At 49.3% G+C, this 23714-nt stretch carries 18 protein-coding genes; 4 read left to right on the top strand and 14 right to left on the bottom strand.

The genetic code is table 11. The features are described 5' to 3' along the window. Nucleotides 1-7 precede the first annotated feature (7 nt). Nucleotides 8-784, top strand: coding sequence for a hypothetical protein (locus BUB73_RS07640; RefSeq protein WP_073236708.1), 777 nt, complete (start codon nt 8-10; stop codon nt 782-784). A 74-nt stretch (nt 785-858) separates the two neighbouring features. On the opposite strand, the gene slyD is transcribed toward BUB73_RS07640, so the two are convergent. Next, nucleotides 859-1458 carry a peptidylprolyl isomerase gene (gene slyD / locus BUB73_RS07635; RefSeq protein WP_073160026.1) on the bottom strand — a complete coding sequence of 200 codons (600 nt, stop codon included), beginning with the start codon at nt 1456-1458 and terminating at the stop codon, nt 859-861. Between the two features lie 78 nt (nt 1459-1536). Further along, the gene (locus tag BUB73_RS07630; RefSeq protein ID WP_073284810.1) at nt 1537-3663 is read right to left on the bottom strand and encodes a thrombospondin type 3 repeat-containing protein; all 2127 of its coding nucleotides are present in this window, start codon (nt 3661-3663) and stop codon (nt 1537-1539) included. A gap of 54 nt (nt 3664-3717) precedes the next feature. Between BUB73_RS07630 and BUB73_RS07625 the strand changes: the two genes are divergently transcribed. Both BUB73_RS07625 and BUB73_RS07620 read left to right on the top strand, forming a co-directional pair. Further along, nucleotides 3718-3924, top strand: a complete 207-nt coding sequence (locus tag BUB73_RS07625) for a hypothetical protein (protein ID WP_073236713.1) — start codon at nt 3718-3720, stop codon at nt 3922-3924. Between the two features lie 5 nt (nt 3925-3929). Further along, nucleotides 3930-6242, top strand: coding sequence for a LysM peptidoglycan-binding domain-containing protein (locus BUB73_RS07620; protein WP_073284807.1), 2313 nt, complete (start codon nt 3930-3932; stop codon nt 6240-6242). 1 nt (nt 6243) lies between these two features. Here BUB73_RS07620 and BUB73_RS07615 read toward each other — a convergent pair whose 3' ends face one another. The 6 genes from BUB73_RS07615 to BUB73_RS07590 all read right to left on the bottom strand — a co-directional run bounded on the left by BUB73_RS07615 (nt 6244) and on the right by BUB73_RS07590 (nt 13379). Continuing rightward, on the bottom strand, nt 6244-7398 hold the full coding sequence (locus BUB73_RS07615) for a hypothetical protein (RefSeq protein ID WP_073160012.1): 1155 nt from the start codon (nt 7396-7398) through the stop codon (nt 6244-6246). Between the two features lie 51 nt (nt 7399-7449). Further along, nucleotides 7450-8328, bottom strand: a complete 879-nt coding sequence (locus BUB73_RS07610; RefSeq protein WP_073160010.1) for an NAD-dependent epimerase/dehydratase family protein — start codon at nt 8326-8328, stop codon at nt 7450-7452. A gap of 2 nt (nt 8329-8330) precedes the next feature. Further along, nucleotides 8331-9797 carry a DnaA ATPase domain-containing protein gene (locus BUB73_RS07605; protein ID WP_073160008.1) on the bottom strand — a complete coding sequence of 489 codons (1467 nt, stop codon included), beginning with the start codon at nt 9795-9797 and terminating at the stop codon, nt 8331-8333. A 374-nt stretch (nt 9798-10171) separates the two neighbouring features. Continuing rightward, the gene (locus BUB73_RS07600; RefSeq protein WP_073160006.1) at nt 10172-10612 is read right to left on the bottom strand and encodes a hypothetical protein; all 441 of its coding nucleotides are present in this window, start codon (nt 10610-10612) and stop codon (nt 10172-10174) included. Nucleotides 10613-10634: 22 nt separating this feature from the next. Continuing rightward, on the bottom strand, nt 10635-11945 hold the full coding sequence (locus tag BUB73_RS07595) for a U32 family peptidase (RefSeq protein ID WP_073160004.1): 1311 nt from the start codon (nt 11943-11945) through the stop codon (nt 10635-10637). Nucleotides 11946-11951: 6 nt separating this feature from the next. Then, nucleotides 11952-13379: a hypothetical protein gene (locus BUB73_RS07590; protein ID WP_254794929.1), complete on the bottom strand. Its 1428-nt coding sequence runs from the start codon at nt 13377-13379 to the stop codon at nt 11952-11954. Between the two features lie 344 nt (nt 13380-13723). Between BUB73_RS07590 and BUB73_RS07585 the strand changes: the two genes are divergently transcribed. Further along, nucleotides 13724-15883, top strand: coding sequence for a carbohydrate-binding domain-containing protein (locus tag BUB73_RS07585; protein ID WP_083539691.1), 2160 nt, complete (start codon nt 13724-13726; stop codon nt 15881-15883). A 186-nt stretch (nt 15884-16069) separates the two neighbouring features. Here BUB73_RS07585 and BUB73_RS07580 read toward each other — a convergent pair whose 3' ends face one another. From BUB73_RS07580 to BUB73_RS07555, 6 genes are all read right to left on the bottom strand, one after another. After that, nucleotides 16070-17179, bottom strand: a complete 1110-nt coding sequence (locus BUB73_RS07580; RefSeq protein ID WP_073159999.1) for a type IV pilus twitching motility protein PilT — start codon at nt 17177-17179, stop codon at nt 16070-16072. Then, on the bottom strand, nt 17179-20073 hold the full coding sequence (locus tag BUB73_RS07575) for a tetratricopeptide repeat protein (protein ID WP_073284804.1): 2895 nt from the start codon (nt 20071-20073) through the stop codon (nt 17179-17181). The genes BUB73_RS07580 and BUB73_RS07575 overlap by 1 nt, the downstream gene beginning before the upstream one ends. Nucleotides 20074-20087: 14 nt before the next feature. Further along, on the bottom strand, nt 20088-20333 hold the full coding sequence (locus BUB73_RS07570) for a Trm112 family protein (RefSeq protein WP_073159995.1): 246 nt from the start codon (nt 20331-20333) through the stop codon (nt 20088-20090). Between the two features lie 61 nt (nt 20334-20394). After that, on the bottom strand, nt 20395-21981 hold the full coding sequence (locus BUB73_RS07565; RefSeq protein WP_073284801.1) for a glycosyltransferase family 2 protein: 1587 nt from the start codon (nt 21979-21981) through the stop codon (nt 20395-20397). Nucleotides 21982-21999: 18 nt separating this feature from the next. Next, nucleotides 22000-22716 carry a polyprenol monophosphomannose synthase gene (locus tag BUB73_RS07560; protein WP_073159991.1) on the bottom strand — a complete coding sequence of 239 codons (717 nt, stop codon included), beginning with the start codon at nt 22714-22716 and terminating at the stop codon, nt 22000-22002. 55 nt (nt 22717-22771) lie between these two features. Beyond that, nucleotides 22772-23695: a glycosyltransferase family 2 protein gene (locus BUB73_RS07555; protein ID WP_073159990.1), complete on the bottom strand. Its 924-nt coding sequence runs from the start codon at nt 23693-23695 to the stop codon at nt 22772-22774. Between the last annotated feature and the right edge of the window lie 19 nt (nt 23696-23714).

Here is a 23714-nt window from a genome sequence, read left to right as displayed (position 1 = left end):
TTGTTTCATGTTTAGAAAGATTATAACGTTGAGCCTTTGTTCCCTTACCCTTGCCTTTGCCGACCGAATCGTCATTGATAATTCCATGGCGGCCGCTGAAAGGAGCGATATCCATGAATATGAAGACCGAGGATCATTCGGCCCTTACATTGAATTCAGCAACGTCAGCATGGGCAACGTGGATTACACCTACAAAGTCCACAACCAGAAATACAATATTTCAGTAGACAATTCATACATATACGGAGCTTCGGGAACCCTCCCCATTACCGGATGGTTCGACATCTACGTCATGGCAGGATACCAGTTCCTTGGCGTCAGCCACCACCCTGCAAACAGGGACAAGGTTATGAAGGATTTCGAGGCACTTTACGAAGACTATTTCGGCGACTCCCCCATCAGCAAGTCCGACATCGACGGCCGACATCAGATCCACACAGCCCTCTTCCAGTTGGGATTTGACCTGGCCTACCCTCTTATCGCAAGCTACAATTACCAGTTCATGTTCAAGCCCTATCTATTTGGAGCAGGTATATTCGGTAAGACCTTCTTCTCTGACAATACCCAGTTCCTGTCTCCGGTACTCTACGGCTACGCCTATGGCGCCGGCCTCCGAATCGCATGGCATGGGGCCTACATCTCTACCGGTCTCAAGAACAGCTACGAAACATTCCACACTAACTTCGAAAGAAAGACTTCCAAAGACAAGAGCGGTGACGAATTCAAGCTGGAATTGAATTCAAACTTCCAGCCGTTCCTCAGTTTTGGCATTACCCTATTCTAATTTTTTGGGGTAGTCAGACAGAAAAGGCGCCTGGTTCAAACCAGACGCCTTTTTCTAAACGCTAACTTTAAAAATTAGCCGTTATGATGTTCATCGTGATGCTTGCAGCCGCAACCGCCCTTGCCATCACAGTTTTCCTTGTGGCCTTCGCCGTGGCATTCGCAGTCAGGATCTTCGCCATGGCAGCAGTTTTCACCCTTACCGCAATGGCACTGATGCGGTTCAAAAGGCTTCAGTTCTTCTTCGGTAGCTTCGCGGACTTCGACCACTTCGATAGCGAAGTTCAGGTTCTTGCCGGCCAGTTCGTGGTTAGCATCGATAACAGCCTTGTCGCCATTGACGGACTTGACGCGAATGGGCATGGGACCTGCCGGAGTCTGGGCATAGAACTGCATACCGGCTTCAACCTTGTCGACACCCTGGAAAACGCTAACGGGAACTTCCTGAGTCATACGTTCGTCGTATTCGCCGTAACCTTCGGAGGGGATCACCTTGACGTCGAACTTGTCGCCAACTTCATGACCGACCATGGCCTTTTCGAGACCAACAACGATCATATGGGCACCCTGGATGTACTGCAGCGGGTCGCGGCCAGCGGAAGAGTCTATCACCTGACCTTCGTCAGAAGTAAGAGTGTAGTGCATCAGGACAACGGTCTTGTCAGCAATCTTCATAAAAATCCTTTATTTAATCGAGCTGCATTCTCGCAAGCCCGTCTTGTTCTAGTACGTTTGGCCTAATATAGAAAATTTTTAGGGTTCAGTCTTCATCAAGACCGGAACAAGCCGAATCAGGGCGGAACTTCCATTCTTCTGCGTCTGGGTCGGCGGAAGCTTGCTTCCGTACCCCTTATAGGTTAGACGGTCTTCACTGATACCCTTCATCTCAAGGAAATTGAATATGGAACGGGCTCGAGCTTCGGACAGTTCCTGGGCACGGTCAGGGCTAACATCGCTGGCACTGCACTGGATTTCTAGCATCATGGGATGCTTGCGCATTGCGGCAATCACGTCGCTCAGGGCTGTGTAGCTAGAGTGGACCAACGTCGTGTCCCCATGTTTGAACTTGATCCTCTGAGCCATGGAATTGAAGTTCAAGCGGGCATTCATGGGACAGCCTTCAATATCCACCACCACCTTGGCAAGAGTTCCCGGGCAATAGTCCATCCAGTCGGGGATGCCGTCATGGTCTGAATCGATGGCACAACCCAGCGAATCTACTGGTGCACCAGCCGGAGTTCTCGGGCACTTGTCTTCTTCGTCAAAGACGCCATCGTCATCGGAATCCACGCGGCAGCCATCGCTATTGACAGCCACACCTTCCTGAGTATCGGGGCATAAATCTCTCGTATCGGGAACACCATCCTTATCAGCATCATTGGGGCAGCCGAACTGGTCTACAATTTCACCCGACAGGGAATTAGGGCAGCGGTCATATCCATCGGGCACGCCATCCTGATCAAAATCCAAGGGGCAACCCATCAAGTCAATCGAAACATCGGAGGGTGTGTCAGGGCATTTATCAACGTCATTGGGAATGCCGTCATGGTCCTGATCCAAAGGACAACCTGTACTGTCTACAGGATCACCGGGAATGGTATTAGGGCATTTATCGTTGTTATCATCGATTCCATCGCCATCGGTATCCAGCATACATCCTGTGGAATCCACAGCAAATCCCTTTTTCGTGCCAAGGCATTTATCCAAGTAGTCCGGCACTCCGTCATGGTCAAAGTCCAGAGGGCAACCATCTCGACCGACGATTACACCGAGAGGCGTTCCAGGGCACATATCCACGATGTTCAGCACACCATCGCGGTCTTCATCCACAGGGCAACCACGAGCGTTCACAACCTGATTACGGCCTGTATTAGGGCACAGGTCCTTACGGTCTATGACCCCGTCACCATCGTCATCATGCCAGCTAAAATCAAAAGTCTTGCTCAAGGTTATGCCCATTGAAACCGTAGGGCTACCCGATATGGTAAAGTCTATATCCGAAGAAGAATTTTCAAGATGAACTGGCAATCCATTATCAAGATCGTCGGAACGGAAGTAATTGAGGCCTACGTCGGCGAATACTGTCAGGAAGGCGTCATGAGGCAAATGCAACTTGAGGGCAGGAGTAAAGCGGAACGGACTGTTCAGCACACTGCGATGCACATGGGAAGAACGTATGGGGCTCTCGCCGGACATTTCCAAAATCAAGGTTAGCATTTTTTCTGGGAAAATATTGAAACCGCCGCCCCACAGGACAAACGTTTCGTCAGCACCCACTTCTTTTAAAAGAGCGGCATAGCTGTTAAAGGTAACAAACTCTCCACCGACAATCGTCAAGTAGGCATTCGCCCCCACAACCCAGTTGCCCGCCGTATACGCATAAGACGAACCGTCACGTTCTATATACCACCGATGTCTCGGTCTAAAGCCTTTATTTTCAATACCGGTAGGCGCGATGATTTCACTCCCTAGGCCAAGATAAATCCAGTCAGATAAAGGGAACGAAATTTTGCCAGCAACCTGAATGTCACCCAGTCCAAGTCCATTAAAATCATCACCGGGAATGTCCCCGTCGTAGTGGAACGGTACAGAAAAGGACAAATCCAGATTATCCAGGACACCAAACGAAACAAACAAATTCTCGTCGTTTGACGGAGTATTCCTGCCAAGGTCAACCTGTTTACCGTCTGCGGTATAGTACCCTTCCATGCTGGCAGTTTCACCATTACTGACCATTTCAAAACTGCCTGAGACAAAAAGGTATCCCTGGCCAAGTGTCATGGCAGAAGGGGCGTGCAGACCGCTTTCAGACTGGGCCAAGCCAATCTGAGCCAGTGCACAGGACACGCAAACTGCAATGAGGAGCAGGAGTTTTCTCATAAGACCCCTAGAAGTTAAAAATTTTTGGAAACGCTCACGAGGCCTCCTTTTTAAATGAGTATATTTCTCCCCGAAATGAACGATACTCAAAAACAAAACGAAGAACAGATTGAAAGTGAAGATCGGAATGTCTACCCTTCCTGGCACCGCAAATCACAAAAAGCCTATTTTGTAAATAAAATTATCATCATCCTCCAAATCATAGCCGCCTTTGTCATGGCAGGCGTCATCTGGTTCGGAGTTGACCGTGTACTTCGTTAAGCAAGATGAAAAAATTTTTTCGCCATAAGATTTCTTTAGCAAGCACACTTTCTGCATTAGCAGTCCTTACCCTCACAGGCTGCGCCTCTAAGCCCGCACCGGTAACTCCTATAGTGGAACCGACTCCGCAAACGACGGCAGATACCACGAATGATTCCTATACGGAACAGGCTCTCAAGGAAAAAGTTTCCGACGCTATCGCCTCGAGGCCATCATGGACGTACTACCAGTACGCATTGCAGGCTATGGAAAATCAGGAGTGGCTTTTGGCAAGACATTACCTGGACGAATCCCTTAGGCAGCTCGTTTCTGAAAAGTACGATTCCACCTACAAGAATATTTCGTTCCAGGAAGACTCCCTCTATAGAGCCACCATGCCACAGCGCATCGTCTCGGCACTTGATGAAGTGTACCCCAACGTTGCCGAAATGGGAGAAAGCGCCGAAAATTTCGTAAGGAACGAAGTTTCAATTGAAGGCATTGACGATCTTGACGAAAACCAGGCCGACAGCGCCGCTCTGCAAGTCATTGAAAGTTTTTTGGATACCGTTGACCTAAAACAGTTCTCCCTGCCGGTGGAATTCAACGACCGCGTCATGCAGGAAATCTACTACATGACCAACCAGGCCCGGTCCTTCATGTCCGGCTCCCTGAACAGAAAGACCGCCTACGATTCCCTGATCTACGCCCAGCTGGATGCAGCCCAAATGCCGCGGGACTTGATCTACCTTTCCCTGGTGGAATCTGGATTCAAGGTTAAAGCCTACAGCCGCGCCAAGGCATCTGGCATGTGGCAGTTCATTCCCGAAACCGGCAAGCGCTATGGTCTTGAAGTAGACTACTGGGTAGATATGCGCCGCAACCCGGAAAAGGCGACAAAGGCGGCCCTCAAATATCTTAAGCGACTGCACGATGAATTCGGCGACTGGCTGTTGGCCATGGCCGCCTACAACTGCGGTGAAGGCCGTGTCCGCAGACTGGTCAAGGAAATGAAGGCAGACTCCACTAGAGATTCCAGCCTTGCCGTCACTTACTGGGAGTTGGACCTTCCCAAGGAAACCATGCGCTATGTTCCCCGTATTCTTGCAGCCATGGTGGTCGGTCACTTCCCCGAGCAGTACGATATGATTGTGGAACCGCAACGTCAGCCGGACTTTGATACGGTAACCGTTTTCGATTCATTCCCTCTCGAAGAAGTTGCAAACCTTCTGAAGGTCAAGGAAGACACCCTCCGCAGCCTTAACATGGAACTGGTAAAATGGTGCACGCCCCCCAACAAGGACTCCTACCTGTTGCGTCTGCCTGTCGGTACAAGAGCGGCCTTCGTTGACGGCTATGACAAGATGGAGAAAAACAACTTCTCCAGCTGGCACCACCACAAGGTTAAGCGAGGCGAGAATCTGGGTTCTATCGCCAGGATGTACGGCATCAAGGTTTCAGAACTGCAGCAAGCCAACGACATGAAGAACACCCGCATCAGGGCGGGACAGTCCTTGCTCATTCCCATCAGGATTACGCCGAAGCCCAAGTCGGCCTCTTCTGCCAGAAAGAAGCCTGAAAAAGTCCGCACTTACGTGGTCCAGCCCGGCGACAATCTGGCCTCGATCGCCCGCAAGTTCGGAACCTCCCAGGAAAACCTCCGCGCCTGGAATTCCATGGACGCCGCCTCTTTCGTAAATGCAGGCGACACTGTTTTCGTTTCGAAGCCCGAATTGAAACCGACCGCCGCAGTTGCCACCACTCCTGTTGAACGTCCGAAGCTGGCCAAGGGTGAAAAGTACGTGGCAAAGTCGGGAGACACCTATGCCGCCATCGCCAAGTCCTACGAAGTTCCCGTGCTTTTGCTTCTGCAGGCCAACAACGGATTCAAGAAGCGTCTTGCCGTCGGCGATTCCATCGTGATTCCCGAATTCAAGCACACGCCTTCCAAACCGGCAAAGCAGGCCAAGAGCGCCGAATACAAGAGCGAACGAAAGTCTAATTCCGCAGAAAAGCTGACAGTCTATACAGTCAGACCTGGGGATAACCTTACCGCCATTTCCAGAAAGTTCTCGACCACGGTACAAAGAATCCAGGAACTCAACGACATGGGCGCCAACACGGTTATCGACGTGGGACAAAAGCTTAAGGTTCCTGCGGCACCCCAAAAAGAAATGCAGCCATCCGAAGAAGATGACCGCATTCATGAAGTTCAGAAAGGCGAAAGCCTTTGGGACATCGCCCGCCAGTACAAGGTTACCATCGAAGATATCGTCAAATGGAATAACCTCAACGACACCAAGGTACGTGCAGGCGACCGCTTAAAAATCAAGCGCTAGATTACTCATACTGAGGCATGGTCCATACAGTCGGCATGGACGGTTCTTCAGTATTGGAGTGATCCAAGTTGAAGCCCTTCTTGGCATCGAAACCGCTAACGACACCCTTAATGCCTGTCAGGCATTTTTCAGGTTCGCTACAAGCGGTATTCTTGATCAGAAGCACATTGCCATAAACATCCCAGACACCGGAATTGTTAAGGACGGTGGTGTTGCCCTTCTTGGAGTCGACACTGTACTTGCCGGAATCCTTCAACGTCAAGGTCCAGTCATAACCGTCCTTGTCGGCAACCCATTCGCCAGCAATCTTCTCGTGATTAATAGCTTCATACTTGTTGCTGGAAGACTTACAAGTCTGCTGACCACCAGTGGCGTCATCCATAGTATAGTCGGTACCCACAGTCATGGTCACCAGCGGCAAATAGGAATCCTTTTCGATAAAGGTCGGAAGCATCAACAACTTGCTGCGCTGGATATCATAGTAACCAGCTTCCCATTCATCACCGGATTCAGCAACGTAGCGGCCTTCGTAGAAGGAATACTTAACAGTTGACTTTTCCTGTTTGCATTCCAAGGTCAAGCCATTCAACTTGCTACCATCGGAAATCACGTTTTCAGAAATTTTAACCTTAGCCGTTTTCAGGTCGGCATACTTGCTACCGTTCAGGGAATACTGAAGCTGGTCTTCGCTGTTCACGATGAACTTAATAGTAGCACCCTTCTTGAACAATTTCTGCAGGGAATCGGCAACGGCGAAATCAGCACCCAGGAAGCTGCCGTTCTTGCCTTCTTCAGAAAATTCCAGGACACCGTCCTTGAAATCAGAGCGGAAAGCCACCCATGCGGTATCGGGAATCCACAAGGAGAACACACCCAGCTTGGAGCCTGTAGCCAAGTAAAGATCTGTACCAAACAGGGGAAGAGAATAATTCTTTTCCAGGTCTTCCAGAGTGGCAACACGTGCGCCCTTAGGCAGGTCACCCTTTTCTTCCTTTGCGGAAGAGGAGGATTCTTCTGCTACAGAGGAGGAAGATTCTTCGACGCTGCTGGAGGAATCTTCTTCACGTTCAACATTGGAAGAGCTGCTATCACCGCCACAGGCAGTAAAGGCAAGAGACATGGCTGCTGCAGCAGCAAAGACGGATAATTTCTTCATTGAAAAACCTCAATTTTCTTTTCAACAAAGAATATAAACTAAAAATTTACATTATGCAAAGGGGTTTCCCGGATTATACCCCAAATCGCGGCGTGCGGAGTCAATTTCGGGAACAGCATCATAAAGAAAGCCAGCCAGAGCCTGTTCTGCCGTTACGGGACGGCCCCCAATCCAGCTTTTCAGTACAGCCACCTTTCGGGCAATCCACCAGGGAATGGGAATCATCAAATGTCGCTTGCCAGCGGCAGCCAATATTTTTTTAGCCATTTGAGCCATGGATATGGGAGTGGAGCCAGCCAAAGCGTAAGTCTTGCCACGAGTATATTCCGAAAGACCAGCCGCCACGATACCCTTTACAAGGTCAACGCTCCGGACCGGACGCTTCAAGGACTTTCCGCCCCCCGGTAAAAAATAAACAGGGAAACGTTTTACATAGGCGGCAAACATATTGTATTCAATTCCGCCACCATCTCCGATTACAAGGGTAGGACGCACAATGGTCCAACGCAAGCCGTGTTCCCCTGCGGCCTTTACATAGGACTCCCCTTTTAATTTACTTTGTCCATAAGCAGTCAGTATAGGATAAGTAACGGATATACTGGAAACATACAGAAAACGTTTAACCTTTGCTTCAAGAGCCGCGTCAACAACGTTCTTGGTCCCCTGAAAATTCACAAAGTCAAAGGCACCCGCTTTTGTAGAAAGAAGTATTGCCGCCAGGTGGTAAACCACGTCTACCCCATCAAAGGCTGCTCTCATGGTTTCGGGTTTAGTAACATCCCCATAAAAAACTTCAACTTCCTTCGGCAACGAACTAGCCAAAGTATCGCCCGGAAGAGTCAAGACACGCACACACACATTCTGTGCCATGAGTTCCCGACATAGCGCCTTCCCTACGACGCCAGCACCCCCCGTCACCAAAGCAAGCATTGCTAGGCTTCCAGCAAATACCGGATATCTTGAACCTTGCGGGCAAGGTTTTCATCGATACCCATCTGCTTTTTCAAAGACTGGATGGCGGCGATAACTGTGGCGTAGTCACGGTTGAAAGTTGCCCCAATATTCTGGAGAGATTCCGTCGTCATTTCACGGCAAAGGAACATGGCCACCTTACGGGGCAAGGCAATGCCTGCATCCTGGCGCTTGCTCCCCAAGGAAATCAAGTCCGTTTCAAATTCAAAAGCCACCGTTTCGGCAATGCTCTTCAAGGTCAACGCCTCACGAGCAGAGGAATCGTTAGGTGCAGTCAAGCGACGTACCGCATTCAAATCCAGATTTTCCTGACAGAAACGGTTCATGGCGCCAAGCCAATGAAGCATACCTTCAAGTACACGAACATTCTGACGACGCGGAATAGAGAGGAATCTATAGATTTCTTCCCTGTCTCGATCTGCAAAGGGAACAGAAACACCCATCTTCTGGATAAGTCGCATTCTTGTCTGCAGATCAGGTTCATCAATTCCTACGGCGACACAAGATTCAATGGGAGCCAAAAGCTTAGTGGATATACAGCGGATTCCCGAGGAAACGCATTTCTTTGCATCTTCCTTGGTATCTGCGATGGTAAACTTTGACGGATGGCAATCGCAGGAAAGGACAACCTGCTTACCCACTGCACGAAGATGACGAATCAGGATCGCAAGGCGTTCCTGGGACCGAATACCCCTTTCAAGTAGCTGGACATCATCCAGCAGGAGGATATCGCAATTTTCGTACTTATCCTGAAAGGCTTCGGCCAGCTCACGCACGTTTCCCGTTTTCTTTTTCAGAGCATTGGCCGTTGCTGTCGCATCACGCAAGAAATCATAGGCGTGGCAGTAAACAATCCTTGCCTCGGGACGATTCTTCTGAATACTTGCGGCAATGGACTGCAAAAGATGTGTTTTACCAAGGCCAGAATCGCCATATACAAACAGCGGATTCAAGGCAGGGTCGCCAGGATTCTCGGAAACAGATTTGCAAGCCTTATAGGCGGTCGAATTACTTTCACCTTCAATAAAATTCTCAAAGGTATAGGCCGCATAAAGATTTAGCTTAGGTCTACGTTTTACAACCTTTTTGGGGCGGGCAATAACAGGACGCGGAGGCACCGGGGCCGAAAAACTCATTTCGGGAACGGGAGCCGTGGGTGCCACCTGACGAATACGGTAATCAACAAATTCTGTGCCGAATACAGACCTGAAAGCCTTACGAAGAATGTCGCCGTAATGGGTATTGATCCAGTTTTCGCGCAGTTCGTCAGGAACGGTCAGAAGTGCATAGCCATCGCGCACCCCATCAAACCCGACTGCATCGAGAATAGTAAGCCCAAAATAGTCGTTGCATTCTTGACGCACCAAGTCCAGCACAGACTTCCAGGGCGACTCAACAACATCAAAAATAGAAACAGTATTCGACACGCAAAACCAAAGTAAGAAAAACTACAAACGTGGTCTAAAGTTAAGTAAAGGGCTCCAGGATTGAGCCCTTACCATAAATTTTTCTTATAAAACGCGTTTTTTCAATCAAAAAAGGCAAAAAAAAATTTTTACCTCAAAATCCACCGTTCTATCCAATTTACGCACTCAATTAATCACGCATCAATCAAAACTGCACCACACTAAAAAACACAACTTATCAACAGAAAAATTTTGAACTATCTCTTGACAAAAAAAACGCCCTTTCCAAGGGAGCAAAAAACATCTAATCTTAAAGCATATAAAAAAATAACCTGCCCTTTTTAAGCAGATTTCGCCATTTTTTACGGAATTCCTTGAAATTCAACGAGTTAGAACTATTGTTCTTCGTGGTGGTCCATTTTAGACTGAAGAGTCTCGATCCGGTGTTCCAGCATGGCCTCGATTTCAGGCAGAAGGCGGTCCTTAATGCGATCCAGATACAGGCACTGGAGCTGAATCATACGATTGCGGTGCTTGCCGGCATGTTCCTGAATCCAATGGCTTACGGCAACCTGACGGTCAAGCATTTTCTCTTGCAGAGTCTGCCTGATATAGGTGGTCTGCACGGCCATATAACGCTGCATATTAAAGGGAAGCTTATATGTCCTGATGAACTGCTTTAGTAGTTCCAGCAGGGAAAGATGCTGATCCTTATGTTCCTGGATGAATTTTTTCAGTTCATCCAGGTGGCTGGCAAAAAACGGAACAATAGCCTTATCATCAATTTGATAAAGCTCTAGCTCGTCCTGTTTTTTGGTAGCTTCGTCTACGGCCATGCTTTAAATTTATCAAATATTCCTATTTATTGGGGAATTTCTTCACAAAAAAGCAGAATTTAGCATTTTCAGAAGAAATTTTTACACCTTCCGGTAAGAAGATTCTTCCCTCAGTTCCCGGATTCAGACGGTCGGCAGCGCCTCCCCTAAAATCATTCATGGAAACCACTTCACAGGGGGCCATTTCAGAGGGGGTCATCAACAACAGGGAATCATCCATCGTAAACGGATTCTTCACATTGACGCGGCAGGAACGGGTATCAGGGTCATAATCAAGAACCTGGGCAGCCACACAACCGGCATCGGCGTCCAGATGGGTCGATTCATAGTTCTGGGGCAGCGGTCCCTTCATGAAACCCGTCATAAAACCACGACCGTCCAGGAAGGAAATCGCCTCGCGAGCCACATCGGGAATACTCATTTCCTGACCGGCCTGGGCCTGGGCATAGCAGGCGTCAATGGCAAGACGGTAGGCGCGAACCACCTGACTCAGATAATAGACAGACTTGGTTCGGCCCTCAATCTTGAAAGATTCCAGATTGTTCTTCATCAATTCGGGAATCACATCCATGGCGCAAAGATCACGGCTGCTCATGAAATAGGTACCCCAGGTATCCTCATCCAGAGCGATGGGATCCAGTTCCGGGCGGTCTGTACGCTGCAAGGTGAAATTGCCTTCATGTTCGCGGTAATCTTCCACCTGAGGACCTTCATTGGCATATAGGCGGTAAGGCATGCGGCAGGAGTTGTCACAGGCACCCTGATTAGCGTCACGATGAGTCACCCAGTTAGACAGCATGCAACGGCCAGACATGGACATGCATACAGCACCATGCACGAACACTTCCAGTTCAAGCCCCGGATTCTTTTCCTTGATTTCAAGGACTTCGGGCAGGCGAAGTTCGCGGCTCAGAATCACGCGGGTACAACCCAAATCATGCCAAAATTTTGCCGTAATGTAGTTCGTGGTGTTGGCCTGTACAGACACATGAACTTCTACGTTGGGGCGCACCTGGCGAAGCCAACCGATAATACCGGCATCGGCAACGATAAGCGCATCGGGGCCCTTGTCGATTGCGGCCAGAAGAGCGTTCTGGAAAGCCTCCACCTTGGTATTGCGGGCAATAACGTTACTGGTCAGGTAGAATTTCTTGCCCAGCTTATGAGCGTATTCAATACCTTCTGCCAGATCATCCAGATTCTTAAAACCATTTTCACGAGCACGCAGAGAGAAAGCGGGCTGCCCAGCGTATACGGCGTCGGCACCATAGGCAAAGGCATACTTCATTCGGGTCAGGTCCCCGGCAGGGGCAAGGAGTTCAGGCTTGATCATAGGAGCTTACCACTTAAATCCACCGCGGAGGTAGACTTTTTCATCGTTGAACAAAGTTATTTCGGCCAGATAGAACAGGCGTTCGCCTTCGTAGCTTACAGACGGCGTCAGGGAATATTCCATCTTGGCACCATTCAGGAAATCCTTGTGAATTTTCATATGGTCCACACGAGGCGTGGTATCATTCAAAGCACTACCATAGTCCGTTCCCTTCCAATACCAGGTATTACGGAGGGAAGCGAAAATGCGGTGGTCCAATCGACCATAAACAGTCCAGTCAATAGTCTGACTGTTAGGGCCGTTCTGATTGCCAATGGGGCGACCAAGATGAGCCAACTGGGCCGTGTTCTTGTGGAAATGAGAATAGACGTAAGGTTCGATGCGGGCGTATTCCGCAATGGTACCAGCTTCCAGAAGATGTCCCTTTATAACAAAGTCATGAGCCCCCTGAAGGCCTGCCATCCAAGCCCACTTGGCCTCGATATTGTCGTTCTTGACCAGGCTTACCGGGCTTTCCATATCATCCAGGAAGAATTCCGTATACAGACGGACTGACCTAAAGAGACGATAGTTGAAATCAAAGGACAAGGAACCATTATTGCTGTCTTCGGAGTAGTTGCCCTTTTCCATGAACAGCGGAGCCGTAGGAACAAAGAGCCAAGGCTTCATATTATCGTACAGCATCTGCAGTTCACTGATGCCGAAAGTGCCGTTCCCTACAGCAAGTTCGTAACGATGTCCAAACAGGTTGCGGCTTTCATCCTTATTCTTCATACTCATACTGGAGTAGATACGAAGATCGGCATAGAAAGATACAACGCGCAACGGACCAAAGGTCAAATCCATGGTCAACATGTTGTACGGGAGCGCAAACTGATTTAAGGACAAGTTATTGTAATAGCCGGGGCCCCAGTGCAAGACATCTCGACCTAAATCCAACCTGAACCAGTCATGATTAAAGGCGAAGTGTGTTCTGTAGCGGGCATAGCTTGTATATTCGATACCGGAGTTGTTCTCCTCTTTCTGAACTTCCAGGAATTCGCCGTCAAAAGATTTCGGATTGGATGCAGAATGGCCTTCATCATAAATGCGGGCATCAAGAACAAAATCAACAGAATCCGCAAACCCCCGCAGATAGATTCCACCATCAATGCTGGGCCAAACGGTATCACCCAAGGCCTCACCACCGCGATAATCCAGGCCACCCACCAGTGAAACGGCCAAGGCAATTCTCGGTTGGGCACTATCAGCACTACGTCCCTTTCCTAAAATGGATCCGCCGTGGACGTTATCATAACCCAGAAGAGCATTGCCTTCGGTCTTCAGGAAATTCTTGCGGAAGGTGGTATCGCGACGCGGGTAAGAGAAGAACTGACGTCCCTCCCCTGTTGTCACCTGATGCAATTCAAACAGCATGGGTGAATTTTCAAGCAACCGCAAATTGCGAACGTTTTCAGGAGCTACGACAGGAGATGCAGCAAAAGCTGAAACAACTAGGCTACAACAAATGGCCCAAAGACAAATGGGTTTCAAGAAATAATGTTTCATAGATGTTGATTTTTCAAGAATCGTGGACCATAAATTTAGTTTTTTTCGTCCTGCTTTTCTAGGGGACCAGTACGTTAACACGATTTCGGTCATTTTTGTTCCACCTGGAACAATTCATCCCATTTAATAGTAGGCTTACCATAAAATTCATCATTTTATTTCATCTAGACAATTCAATCAAAACATATCTTTCAAGGCAGTGTAAGGAAAACTCAATTCAAAGGGCTATTATGACATCAAGGAAGTTTTTGGGTATTTCGGCTTTCGCAAGCCTCTCTTTCGGTCTAATGGGCGGCTGTTCAGACAGTTCCGTCGATGCAAACACTGCAGAAGTACTGGGTCAGGGCGGAATCGAAGCCGGCACACAGAGCCTGTGCGGTGATTTGATTTCTCTGTTTGATGAAACCAGCAACACGACCTATTGCTTCGATGCAAACAACCAGCTGCAATATTTTGTAGACGCCGCAGGAAACACCACCAACGCCACCATCGGAGATGCAACACAAACCACTCCTTCTGGCGATCCGTCCATTGAAAATCCCAGTCCCGATATTCCGGCGACCAAAGTATGCGTCGATCCCGTTGACGGAACCGTCGCCATCAACACTGTCATTTCTAGCGCAGATGGCAGCACCTACATGTACGACGCCAACTGCAACAAGATTATCTTGACCCAACCCACGGCCGGCACCCCATCTACCGACACGAACCCCATTGAGGGTACGGACACTCCCGCTTCCAGCACAAGCGTCGCAGAAAATCCGGTTGGGGCCGCCAGCTCCTCTTCTACAGGCATAGCCGTTTCTAGCGGCAGCTACGAATCCGCCTCCAACGGGAACTCCCCCACCATTACCTACGCTACATCTGGCGCAACCCTCACAAATGACAACGGCTGCGTTACTGTAAACGGAGGCGAAGTAGAAATCACCTGCGCCGGCGAATATGAATTTAGCGGTAGCTACAAGGGAGCCGACGCCCAGATCCGCGTCAACTCCCCCAAGGCAGATTCCGGAGTCTACCTGAACCTTCGCGGTCTCACACTCGAAAACACCGCAGACGCTCCCATTTACGTGCAACAGGCAAGCAAGACTTTCGTAGTTGCAAAAAGTGAAACCGTCAACACCCTAAGCGACGGAAACACCCGCACCAAGACCCATACCTACGTCAACAGCAACGGCGTTACTAAAACAGACACCACAAACGCAGCCATCTACTCCAAGGACGACATGACCTTCAAGGGAACCGGCACCTTGAACGTCACCGGCAACTACAATAACGGCATCCAGAGTTCCAACGATCTCCGCTTCCGCGGCGAAACCACCATCAATGTCACCGCCAAGAACAACGGCATCAAGGGCAAGGGCCTCGTAGATGTTGAAAAAGGCAACATCACCATCATAGCCACTTCCGGCGATGGCATCAAGAGCGATGAATGCACCGTAAACGGAAGCGATACCACTATTATTGAAGGCAAGGGCATCGTAAGCATCAAGGGCGGCTCCATCAACATTACCAAGGCCGGTGATGACGGCATTCAGGCCTTCAACTATGTGATGATTTCCGATAGCGTCTCGGTTCCTTCCATCAAGGTGAATTCCACGGGCAAAGGCATCGTTTCCGAGAACCGCGTCTACATCAACGGCGGCGAAAACACGGTGACTTCCGGCGACGACGGCGTCCACAGCAATCTGAATATTGACTTCAACGGCGGATTTACAACGATTACCGCAAAGGGCAATGACGGAGTCCATGCAGACTCCTCCCTACGCATCACAAACGGTACCGTCTACGTGAAGGACTCCTACGAAGGTCTTGAGGCCTGGTACATCACCATCAGCGGTGGCGTTACTGACGTTTACGGTTCCGATGACGGCTGGAATGCAGCTGGTGGCAATGACGGTTCCGGCAACAGCACGCAGACTGGAGGCAACAACTGGGGCAATCGTCCCGGTGGATTCGGCGGAGGCATGGGCGGCATGGGCAGTTCCAGCGGACATCTTACTGTAACCGGTGGCGTACACTACGTAAAGACAGGTTCCGGTGATACCGACGGCATCGACTCCAACGGCGAACTGACCATTTCCGGCGGCGTCGTGGTGGTAGAATGCCAGATTAGCGGCGGCATGGGCGGTTCCTTCGACTCTGACGGCACAGCAACACTCACCACAAAGACACTTCTCGGCTTCAGCAAAAGTAAGTCCGAGGCGGGCACCAGCTACAACGTAAGCTTCAACACCAACGGCTACTACGGTAACTCCAGCATCGCTTTCAAGCCCACTACTTCCGGCAGCTACATCCAAGGCACCAGCCAGGTTTCTACCATAAGCAACATCAACAGTTATAGCAAGAACGTCACCTTCCCCAACGGAAGCACCGTTTACTACAACTAAGAAATTACCCTCCTAACCCCCAAAGGACCTTCCGATTCGTCGGAGGGTCCTTTTCCAAAAGCAGCGCACACCTCCCCCAGCAATCAAATTCCGCGCAGTTTACCCCTGAGGAAAACAAAAAAAACACCGGCTTTTAACCGGTGTTCTTTGCAAAATTTGCGGAAATATTCGCAAGGTCTAGAACGATTACATCCAGCCGCGATCAGAAGTGCCGGAAATACCGCGGATCTTAAGATCGAAGTCATCACGGTTGGTAGCGGCATTCATTGCAGTTTCAAGGGTAATCTGTTCGGTCTGATACAGTTCCAGCAAGGCCTGGTCAAAGGTCTGGCTCTGGTACTGCATATGACCATCAGCGATAGCTTCTTCAATAAGATCGTTCTTATCCTTGTCCTGGATGTACTCACGAACGGCACCGGTGTTCACCAGAATTTCTGCTGCGGGAACACGACCCTTGCCATCCTTGGTGGGCAGCAAGCGCAGAGAAATAATGCCCGCCAGAACTTCACCCAGAAGCAGACGGATTTCATCATGCTGGTGCGGCGGGTACATAGAAAGCACACGGTGAATAGTTTCAGTTGCGTTGGTGGTATGAATCGTAGCAAACACCATATGACCGGTATCAGCAGCGGTCATGGCAATCTGCATGGTTTCCAGGTCACGAATTTCGCCCACCAGCAAAACGTCAGGGTCCTGACGAAGAGCGGCACGAAGGGCATTCGCATAAGAAAGGGTATCTACGCCAATTTCACGCTGAGAAATAATGGCGACGTTATCCTTATAGAGGTATTCGATAGGATCTTCAACGGTAATGATGTTCACCGCTTCGCTCTGGTTAATGTAATCCAGCATAGAAGCCAAGGTGGTAGACTTACCAGAACCCGTCGTACCCGTCACCAGAATAAGGCCGCGCTTGGTCAAAGCCAACTTCTTGATGATTTCAGGCAAGTGCAGTTCTTCGAAGGGAGGAATCTTTGCCTTAATATGACGGATAACGATAGCGATGGAACCGCGCTGACGGAACACGTTCACACGGAAACGACCCATATCGCGGGCGCCCACAGCAAAGTCGCATTCCTTATTCTGTTCAAAACGCAGTTTTTGGTCACGATTCATGATATCATCCAGGAAGGAATCCATCATACCGCCATCGACGCGGATGTCGAAAGGTTTAGTCAGGGCACCGTTAATACGGTAGACCGGAGGTACACCCACGCGAATGTGCATATCAGAAGCCTTGCGATTCACCATTTCGCGCAAGAGCTGTTCAATACGAAGCTGAGCCTGTTCTGCCATTAGGTGTTACCTCCAAACTTGTCACGGAAAATCTTTTCAATTTCATCCTTACGGGCCGCAAGTTCCCGATCACCAGGTTCACGCTGAACCAGTTCCTGGTACATCTTGAGAGCGTCGGCATAAAGTCCCTGGTCAAAATAGATTTCTGCCAAGGTTCTAGTTCCCATGCTATCATCAAGATTCAGTGCGCCCCTTTCGATAGGAGCATCCGGATTCTTTACAAGGCCAGCAGTGATTTCATCGTCAGAGTCACCTGACATCAAGAAATCCATGCCGCTGCCAGTAGTCTTGGGTGTTTCGGTCAGCGCATCATCTTCCATGTCGAACAGACCCTTAAAGGCACCGGAAACTTCACTTTCCAGAGAAGCCAGGTCCGGATTTCCGGCAACGGGCTTTTCGACGAAAGAAACGTCTGCCTCAGGAGCAACTTCAGAAGGAGCCGCGGAACCAACCTCAGGGGCGACAAAATCATCATCGCCACCAAAAAGACTGTCGAAGGACTTATTCAAATCCGTTTCCAAATTACCCGATGCAGGATTCTGCAGAGATTCTTCTACAGCGGCAGTCGTGAGCTGCTGTGCGGATTCAAAATTCAAGTCAGACGATTCGGTTTCTGAATTCATGCCAGGCAAATCCAAATCATCGTCATCACCAAACATGGATGCAAATGCACCGCCCATTTCCTGAGCAATATCAGTAGATTCCTGTTTTTCGGAAACAGGGGCTTCGGGCATAGTCAATTCCGATTCAGCCAAATTAACTTGTTCAACAAGTGTATTTTCAGCCTTTTCCTCGGGCAGATCATCATCCGCGCCAAAGATGGAATTGAAAGCAGAACCAACTTCAGAATCGTCATCCATGAACGACATGGGAGAAGCGATCTGCGGATCGGAAGGAACATCCACTTCCGATACAAACTTCGGTTCTTCGGTAGTTTCTAGGGCAGGAACTTCAAATGTTTCTTCTGCAGCTTGTTCAGCCTGACCTTCGGCAAGCATGTCAACCGGAGCGTCGAAGGAGAGATTGTCATCACCGCCAAGAGACAGTTCAGATGATTCGCTGGACTTTTCAAAGAGATTTTCTTCGGGAAGTTCATCTTCACCGAAAATAGATCCAAAGGCGTCATCCACGCTCACAGGCTTATCGGCAGCGGGAGCGGCTGCGACCGGAGCCTCCGGTACGGCAGGAATATCAGACAAAGCGGAAATAGATTCAGACAGAGGTTCGTCTGACATGGAATCCAGAGATGTAGTGCTAAAGTCTGCATCGGCGGACTTTTCAAACATCGAGAAACCAGCCGGCTCGTCAGCAAGTTCGGCAGCAGGAGCAATTGTTTCTACAGGTGCTGCGGCTTCAACAGGTGCAGCCGGAGCGGCAGGTGCAGAACCAAATTCATCAGGAAGTTCATCTTCGCCGAAAATAGAATCAAAGGCATCGTCCACGCTCAAGGGCTTGTCTGCGGCAGGTGCAGCCGGAGCGGCAGGTTCTTCCAGAGCTGCAGGTGCAGCGGGTTCTTCGAAGGAAGTCAAAGAAGAGAAGGAATCATCGGCAAAAGAAGATGACTTTTCAAACAAGGAAGATTCTTCGGCAGCCGGTTCTACGGGTGCCGGAGCGGCAGGAGCTGCAGCAGAGGCTGCAGGTGCGGAACCGAATTCTTCAGGAAGTTCATCTTCACCGAAAATAGAATCGAAGGCGTCATCTACACTCAGGGGCTTGTCAGCAGAAGCTGTAGACTGGCTTTCAAAAATCTTGGATGCATTTGCTTCGGCAGCTTCATCCACAACAGATGCAGAGAAATCAGCAGCCTTGGGAGCAGGCATTTCTTCGGCTTCAAGATCATCATCTAGGCCGAACATATCCGACAGGGCGGCATTAACATCGTTGCCGGAAACATTGTCATCTGCAGGGAATTCTTCAATGGGCTTATCGATATCATCGTCAGCCCTAATGGAATCCATAACAGAATCAAGCGAAGCAGTCAGTTCATCGATTGCGGCATCATCACCGGAATCGCTGTTCGGAAGCATGGCGGCAAGAGCAGCAAACGGATCATCATCGTTAGACGAACTGCTCTCTGAAGCAAAGCCAAAACCAAAAGAGGAAGACTGTTCTGCAGGAGCGTCATCCTCCTGCATACCGGAGCTGAACAAACCCGACGAACCCATGCTTTCAGAAGCAACATCATCGTCAGAGGTTTCGCCGAAAGCTTCACCAAAGGCCTTTTCAAAGGAGCGGCCACCGGAGTTAGACTTTTCAAACAAGCCTCCCCCAAGAGATTCATCGTCAGCAGAATCATCAGGACCGCTAAAGAGTCCAGTATTAGAATTGGATTTTTCGAAAAGACCACCATCGGAGGATTCATCATCATTTCCGGATGACAGGGCATCAGAAAGATTGAAGTTCAGAGAATCGTCACCATCAGACGGAACGTCAAAGCCACCAGAAACTTCTTCGGTAGCGGCGCCAGCAACAGCAGCGGCTTCGGCCACGACTGCAGCCTCAGGAATGACATCGTATTCATCCTTCCAGAACTTGTTCAGGGGATCCATGTCATGGTAGCGACGGTAGCAGCGGTTACGTTCGGCGACATTTCCCAGGCGATCATAAGCGTCGCCCATAATCTTTTGGGCAGCCAGGTTAAACGGATCCATCACAAGAATGTTGGTGCATTCCTGTACGCAATCTTCAAATTCTTCTTTCTGAAAGAGAATCTTGGAACGAACAAGTCTAGCCGCAATATCACCAGGATAAAGGGTCAAACCACCGTTGACTCTCTGAAGAGCAGTGTCCAAATCACCTGCAGCAAGTTCCATATCGGCAAGCCAGGCAAAAATCTTGGACTTACTGTTTTTCTTGCCTACAGACTTTTTTAGAGATTCCAACGTCACCGCCATAAACACCTCTACAATTAGAGCAAAATTGCTTCGTCAGACAAAAGGACAGGAATTCCTTCACGGACAGGGTAAACCCTAGAACCGTCAGCAGTAATCAAAGCCTCGGTCAAGGATTCAGTAATTGTTTCACCCCCCACATTCTTGAGGGTTCCGGCAGAAATAGCACTATTCAAGGCAGAAAGACGTTCGCTATCTGCCAACTTGAGGGCTGCACGAGTTTCGGGGCAGCAAATAATATCCAAAAGCTTAGAATCTAACATAAGACCTTTATTACCAATTACTTACACAAAAATAATATCATTTCGCGAAAACGTTGTAGACCTAATGGAGGTATTTAAGGTTTACAAGGGCATAATCGCCATCTTTTCCGTTTCCTATGAGCAAAAACACACGTAAACCCAACTTTTCAAGCCAATTTACGTCGTAGGGCTCACAATATCCAGAGAAATTGGACACCACCAGAAGTTCGCGGCAGCCAGTTCGATTGCAAACAGACTCCATACTGGAAAGGGGGCCCAACAGGTGCTGACGATTGCTTTCGGAAACCGCCTTAGGGTCATTGGATACGCAACCCAGAATTTCGATACCGGGAATCACGTTGTAACGGTCAAACCAGTTGTCCAGAGAATCCTGGGAGCCGCCCAGCAAAATGGAACGATGACGTTTCTTGGCAAAAATGCGGTAGAAATAGTTTATCCAGAAAGCCACACGACGCCAGGCCTTGAGGGCCAGGGGGATAAATAAGCAGGACACTTCCAATTCAAGCAGAGCGTGAATAAAGTGACTCTTAGCGCTAGGCATGTCGTCCAGAGGCAACAAATAAGGCAAACAGACTCCTGCCACAGCCAGTATATTTAGAGGTAGCAGAAAGCGGATAAATCTCTCCCCCTTCAAACTACCGTTAGCGTACTCCCCCCTAAAGGTAAGGAAGACGATATTGATCAAGGCTACAACACCCGCAATCAACCAGCCGTTTTCAAAATGGACGTTGGCCACAAGTCCCCACAGAGCCACCACACCCAAATCCAGGAAGATTTTCCAGAACTTTGGAATCAGGCGGGAGAACATTCCCACAAAGGCAGCAAACAGGATACCCAAAGTCACAAACAGTGTCGGCACAAAGTACAAGTCCTTATGCTTCTTCACGAAAATAATCATGGCCTTGTAGAAATCCACATAGGATTTCCAACGGCGAGTCTTGCAGCTCTGTCCCTTGAAATGAAGGATATTGGTTGCCGGAGTGTAATAGTTCTTGAAACCAGCCACTTTTGCACGGAAGCAAAGGTCCAGGTCCTCACCATACATGAAGAAGTCTTCATCAAAGCCCTTCAGCTGTTCGTACAAGTCACGACGCATGCAGAAGAAGGATCCGCTGATGGCATCCACTTCCGTAACCTCTTCGGGGTCGGCGTAGGTCATGTTGTAGGAAGCAAACAGCTTGCTCTTGGGAAACAAGGCGGCCAGCCCCACCGTCTTTGAAATGGCAGAGAACGCCGTGGGGAACGAACGGCGGCAAGCCAATTGCAGGGAACCATCCTCATTCAGGATACGGCTGCCGGCAAGACCCGTTTCCGGATGTTCCTGCACGAATTCCAGCATCTTGCGGAAGGAATCCTTGGAAACGAGAGTATCCGGATTGATAAAGAACAGATAGGGGTTGGTAGCCGACTTTACAGCAAGATTACATCCCTTACCAAAGCCCAGATTTTCCTTGGAATCTATCCACAGGACTTCAGGGAAGAACGCCTTGATTTCTGCAGATATGGGTTCAGGCGAACCATTGTCCAACACAATGACCTGGGTATCCAAGCCTTCACTTGCGTCACGGACGGACTTTAGACAGGCAGGAATAAAGTCACAGGAATTGTAGGCGACAATAATAACGGAGCAGGAATAATCTACAGCCATGGAACACCCTTGTTTAGATTATGCCAAACCCAGACGCAGCTTAAGGACCAGGAAGAATGCTTCAGAAATAATGCCACCGCTCATCTTGGAAGTGCCGCGGGTACGGTCGGTAAACACGATGGGAATTTCCTTGACGGTAAGTCCCTTCTTCCAAATCTTGAAGGTAGTTTCAATCTGGAAGCAGTAGCCATCGCTCTTCATCTTGTCCAGGTTCAGAGCCTGCAGGGCGCTACGACAGTAGCACTTGAATCCACCGGTAGCATCGCTAATGGGAAGACCAGTTGCAATACGGGTGTAGACATTAGCGCCATAGCTAAGAATCAAACGCTTCAGATCCCAGTTGACCACGCTAATCTTACGATCCAGATAACGGCTACCCAGCACAAGGTCAGCACCATTTTCTGCAGCTTCCAGGAAGCGGTTCAAGTCGGCAGGATTGTGGCTAAAGTCGGCATCCATTTCAAAGACGCGTTCGAAGTCACGTTCAAGAGCCCACTTGAAGCCAGTCACATAAGCAGAACCCAGGCCCATCTTGCCGGGACGGCGAAGAAGATGGATGCGGGGATTCTTTGCAGCTTCCGCTTCAACCATGTCTCCGGTACCATCGGGAGATCCATCGTCCACCACCAGGATTTCCAGGCATTCGTTCTGCTTCAAGATAGCAGACATGATCAGCAGGATATTTTCCTTCTCGTTGTAGGTGGGAACAATTACCAAACTCTTAGGATAAGACATGCTTTTGTACTCCAAAACGTTTCTAATCAAAAATCAACAGTTAAAATAACAAACATTACTTGTCGTTAATGGATTCCGCCACAGGATAAGTCTGTTTCTTGTTTCCATTCATCATTTCACCAAGAAGCCCAAGACTAAAGAACTGCACGCCCATGACCAGGGAGAAACCGCCAGCCAGCAAGAGGGGGCGAACATGCAGGGCGCCCAACTTAATCCATTCATAGCCGAAGTAGCCACAAATGCCAAAACCGGCCAGCATAAAGATCAAGCCAAGCAAGCCAAAGAAATGCAAGGGCTTTGCGGCAAAGCTGCGCAGGAACATGAGAGAAAGCAAATCCAGGAATCCAGAAACCAGACGGGAAACGCCATACTTGGAAACGCCATGAACGCGTGCTCGATGAGCCACAGGCATTTCGGTAATGCGGAAACCCTGCCACTTGGCCATCACCGGAATAAAGCGATGGAAATCGCCATACAGGTGAATGAAGCGGACCACGGAACTGCGGTAAGCCTTGATGCCGCAGTTAAAATCGTGGAGGCGCTGTCCGCAAACTGCAGACACAGTCAAGTTGAACAACTTGGAAGGCCAAGTCTTGTGCCAGGGATCCAGGCGACGGATCTTCCAACCCGAAACCAGATCATATCCCTCATCGAGGATCTTAATCATCTTGGGAATTTCAAGAGGATCGTCCTGAAGATCGCCATCAAGGGTCGCCACATACTTGCCGGTAGCCTTGGAGAATCCGAAAGCCAAGCCAGCAGCCTTACCGCAATTGAACTGGAAGCGGAAAGCCTTCAGGAAGGAATATTCCTTCGACAGGGACTCCACCACTTCCCAAGTGCTGTCACGGCTACCATCATCAATGATAATGACTTCGTAGGTAAAGCCAGTGGGTTCAATAGCGGCAACGATTTCCTTAAGAAGATCCGGAAGATTTTCGCTTTCTTCCTTCACCGGGATAACAAGACTTAAATCCATATAAAATCGCTAGTTTCGA

The sequence above is a fragment of the Fibrobacter sp. UWH6 genome (assembly GCF_900142465.1).
In the GTDB taxonomy this organism is placed as follows: domain Bacteria; phylum Fibrobacterota; class Fibrobacteria; order Fibrobacterales; family Fibrobacteraceae; genus Fibrobacter.
The sequence above is the reverse complement of the archived record's forward strand: the minus strand, read 5'-3'. Positions and strand labels throughout refer to the sequence as shown.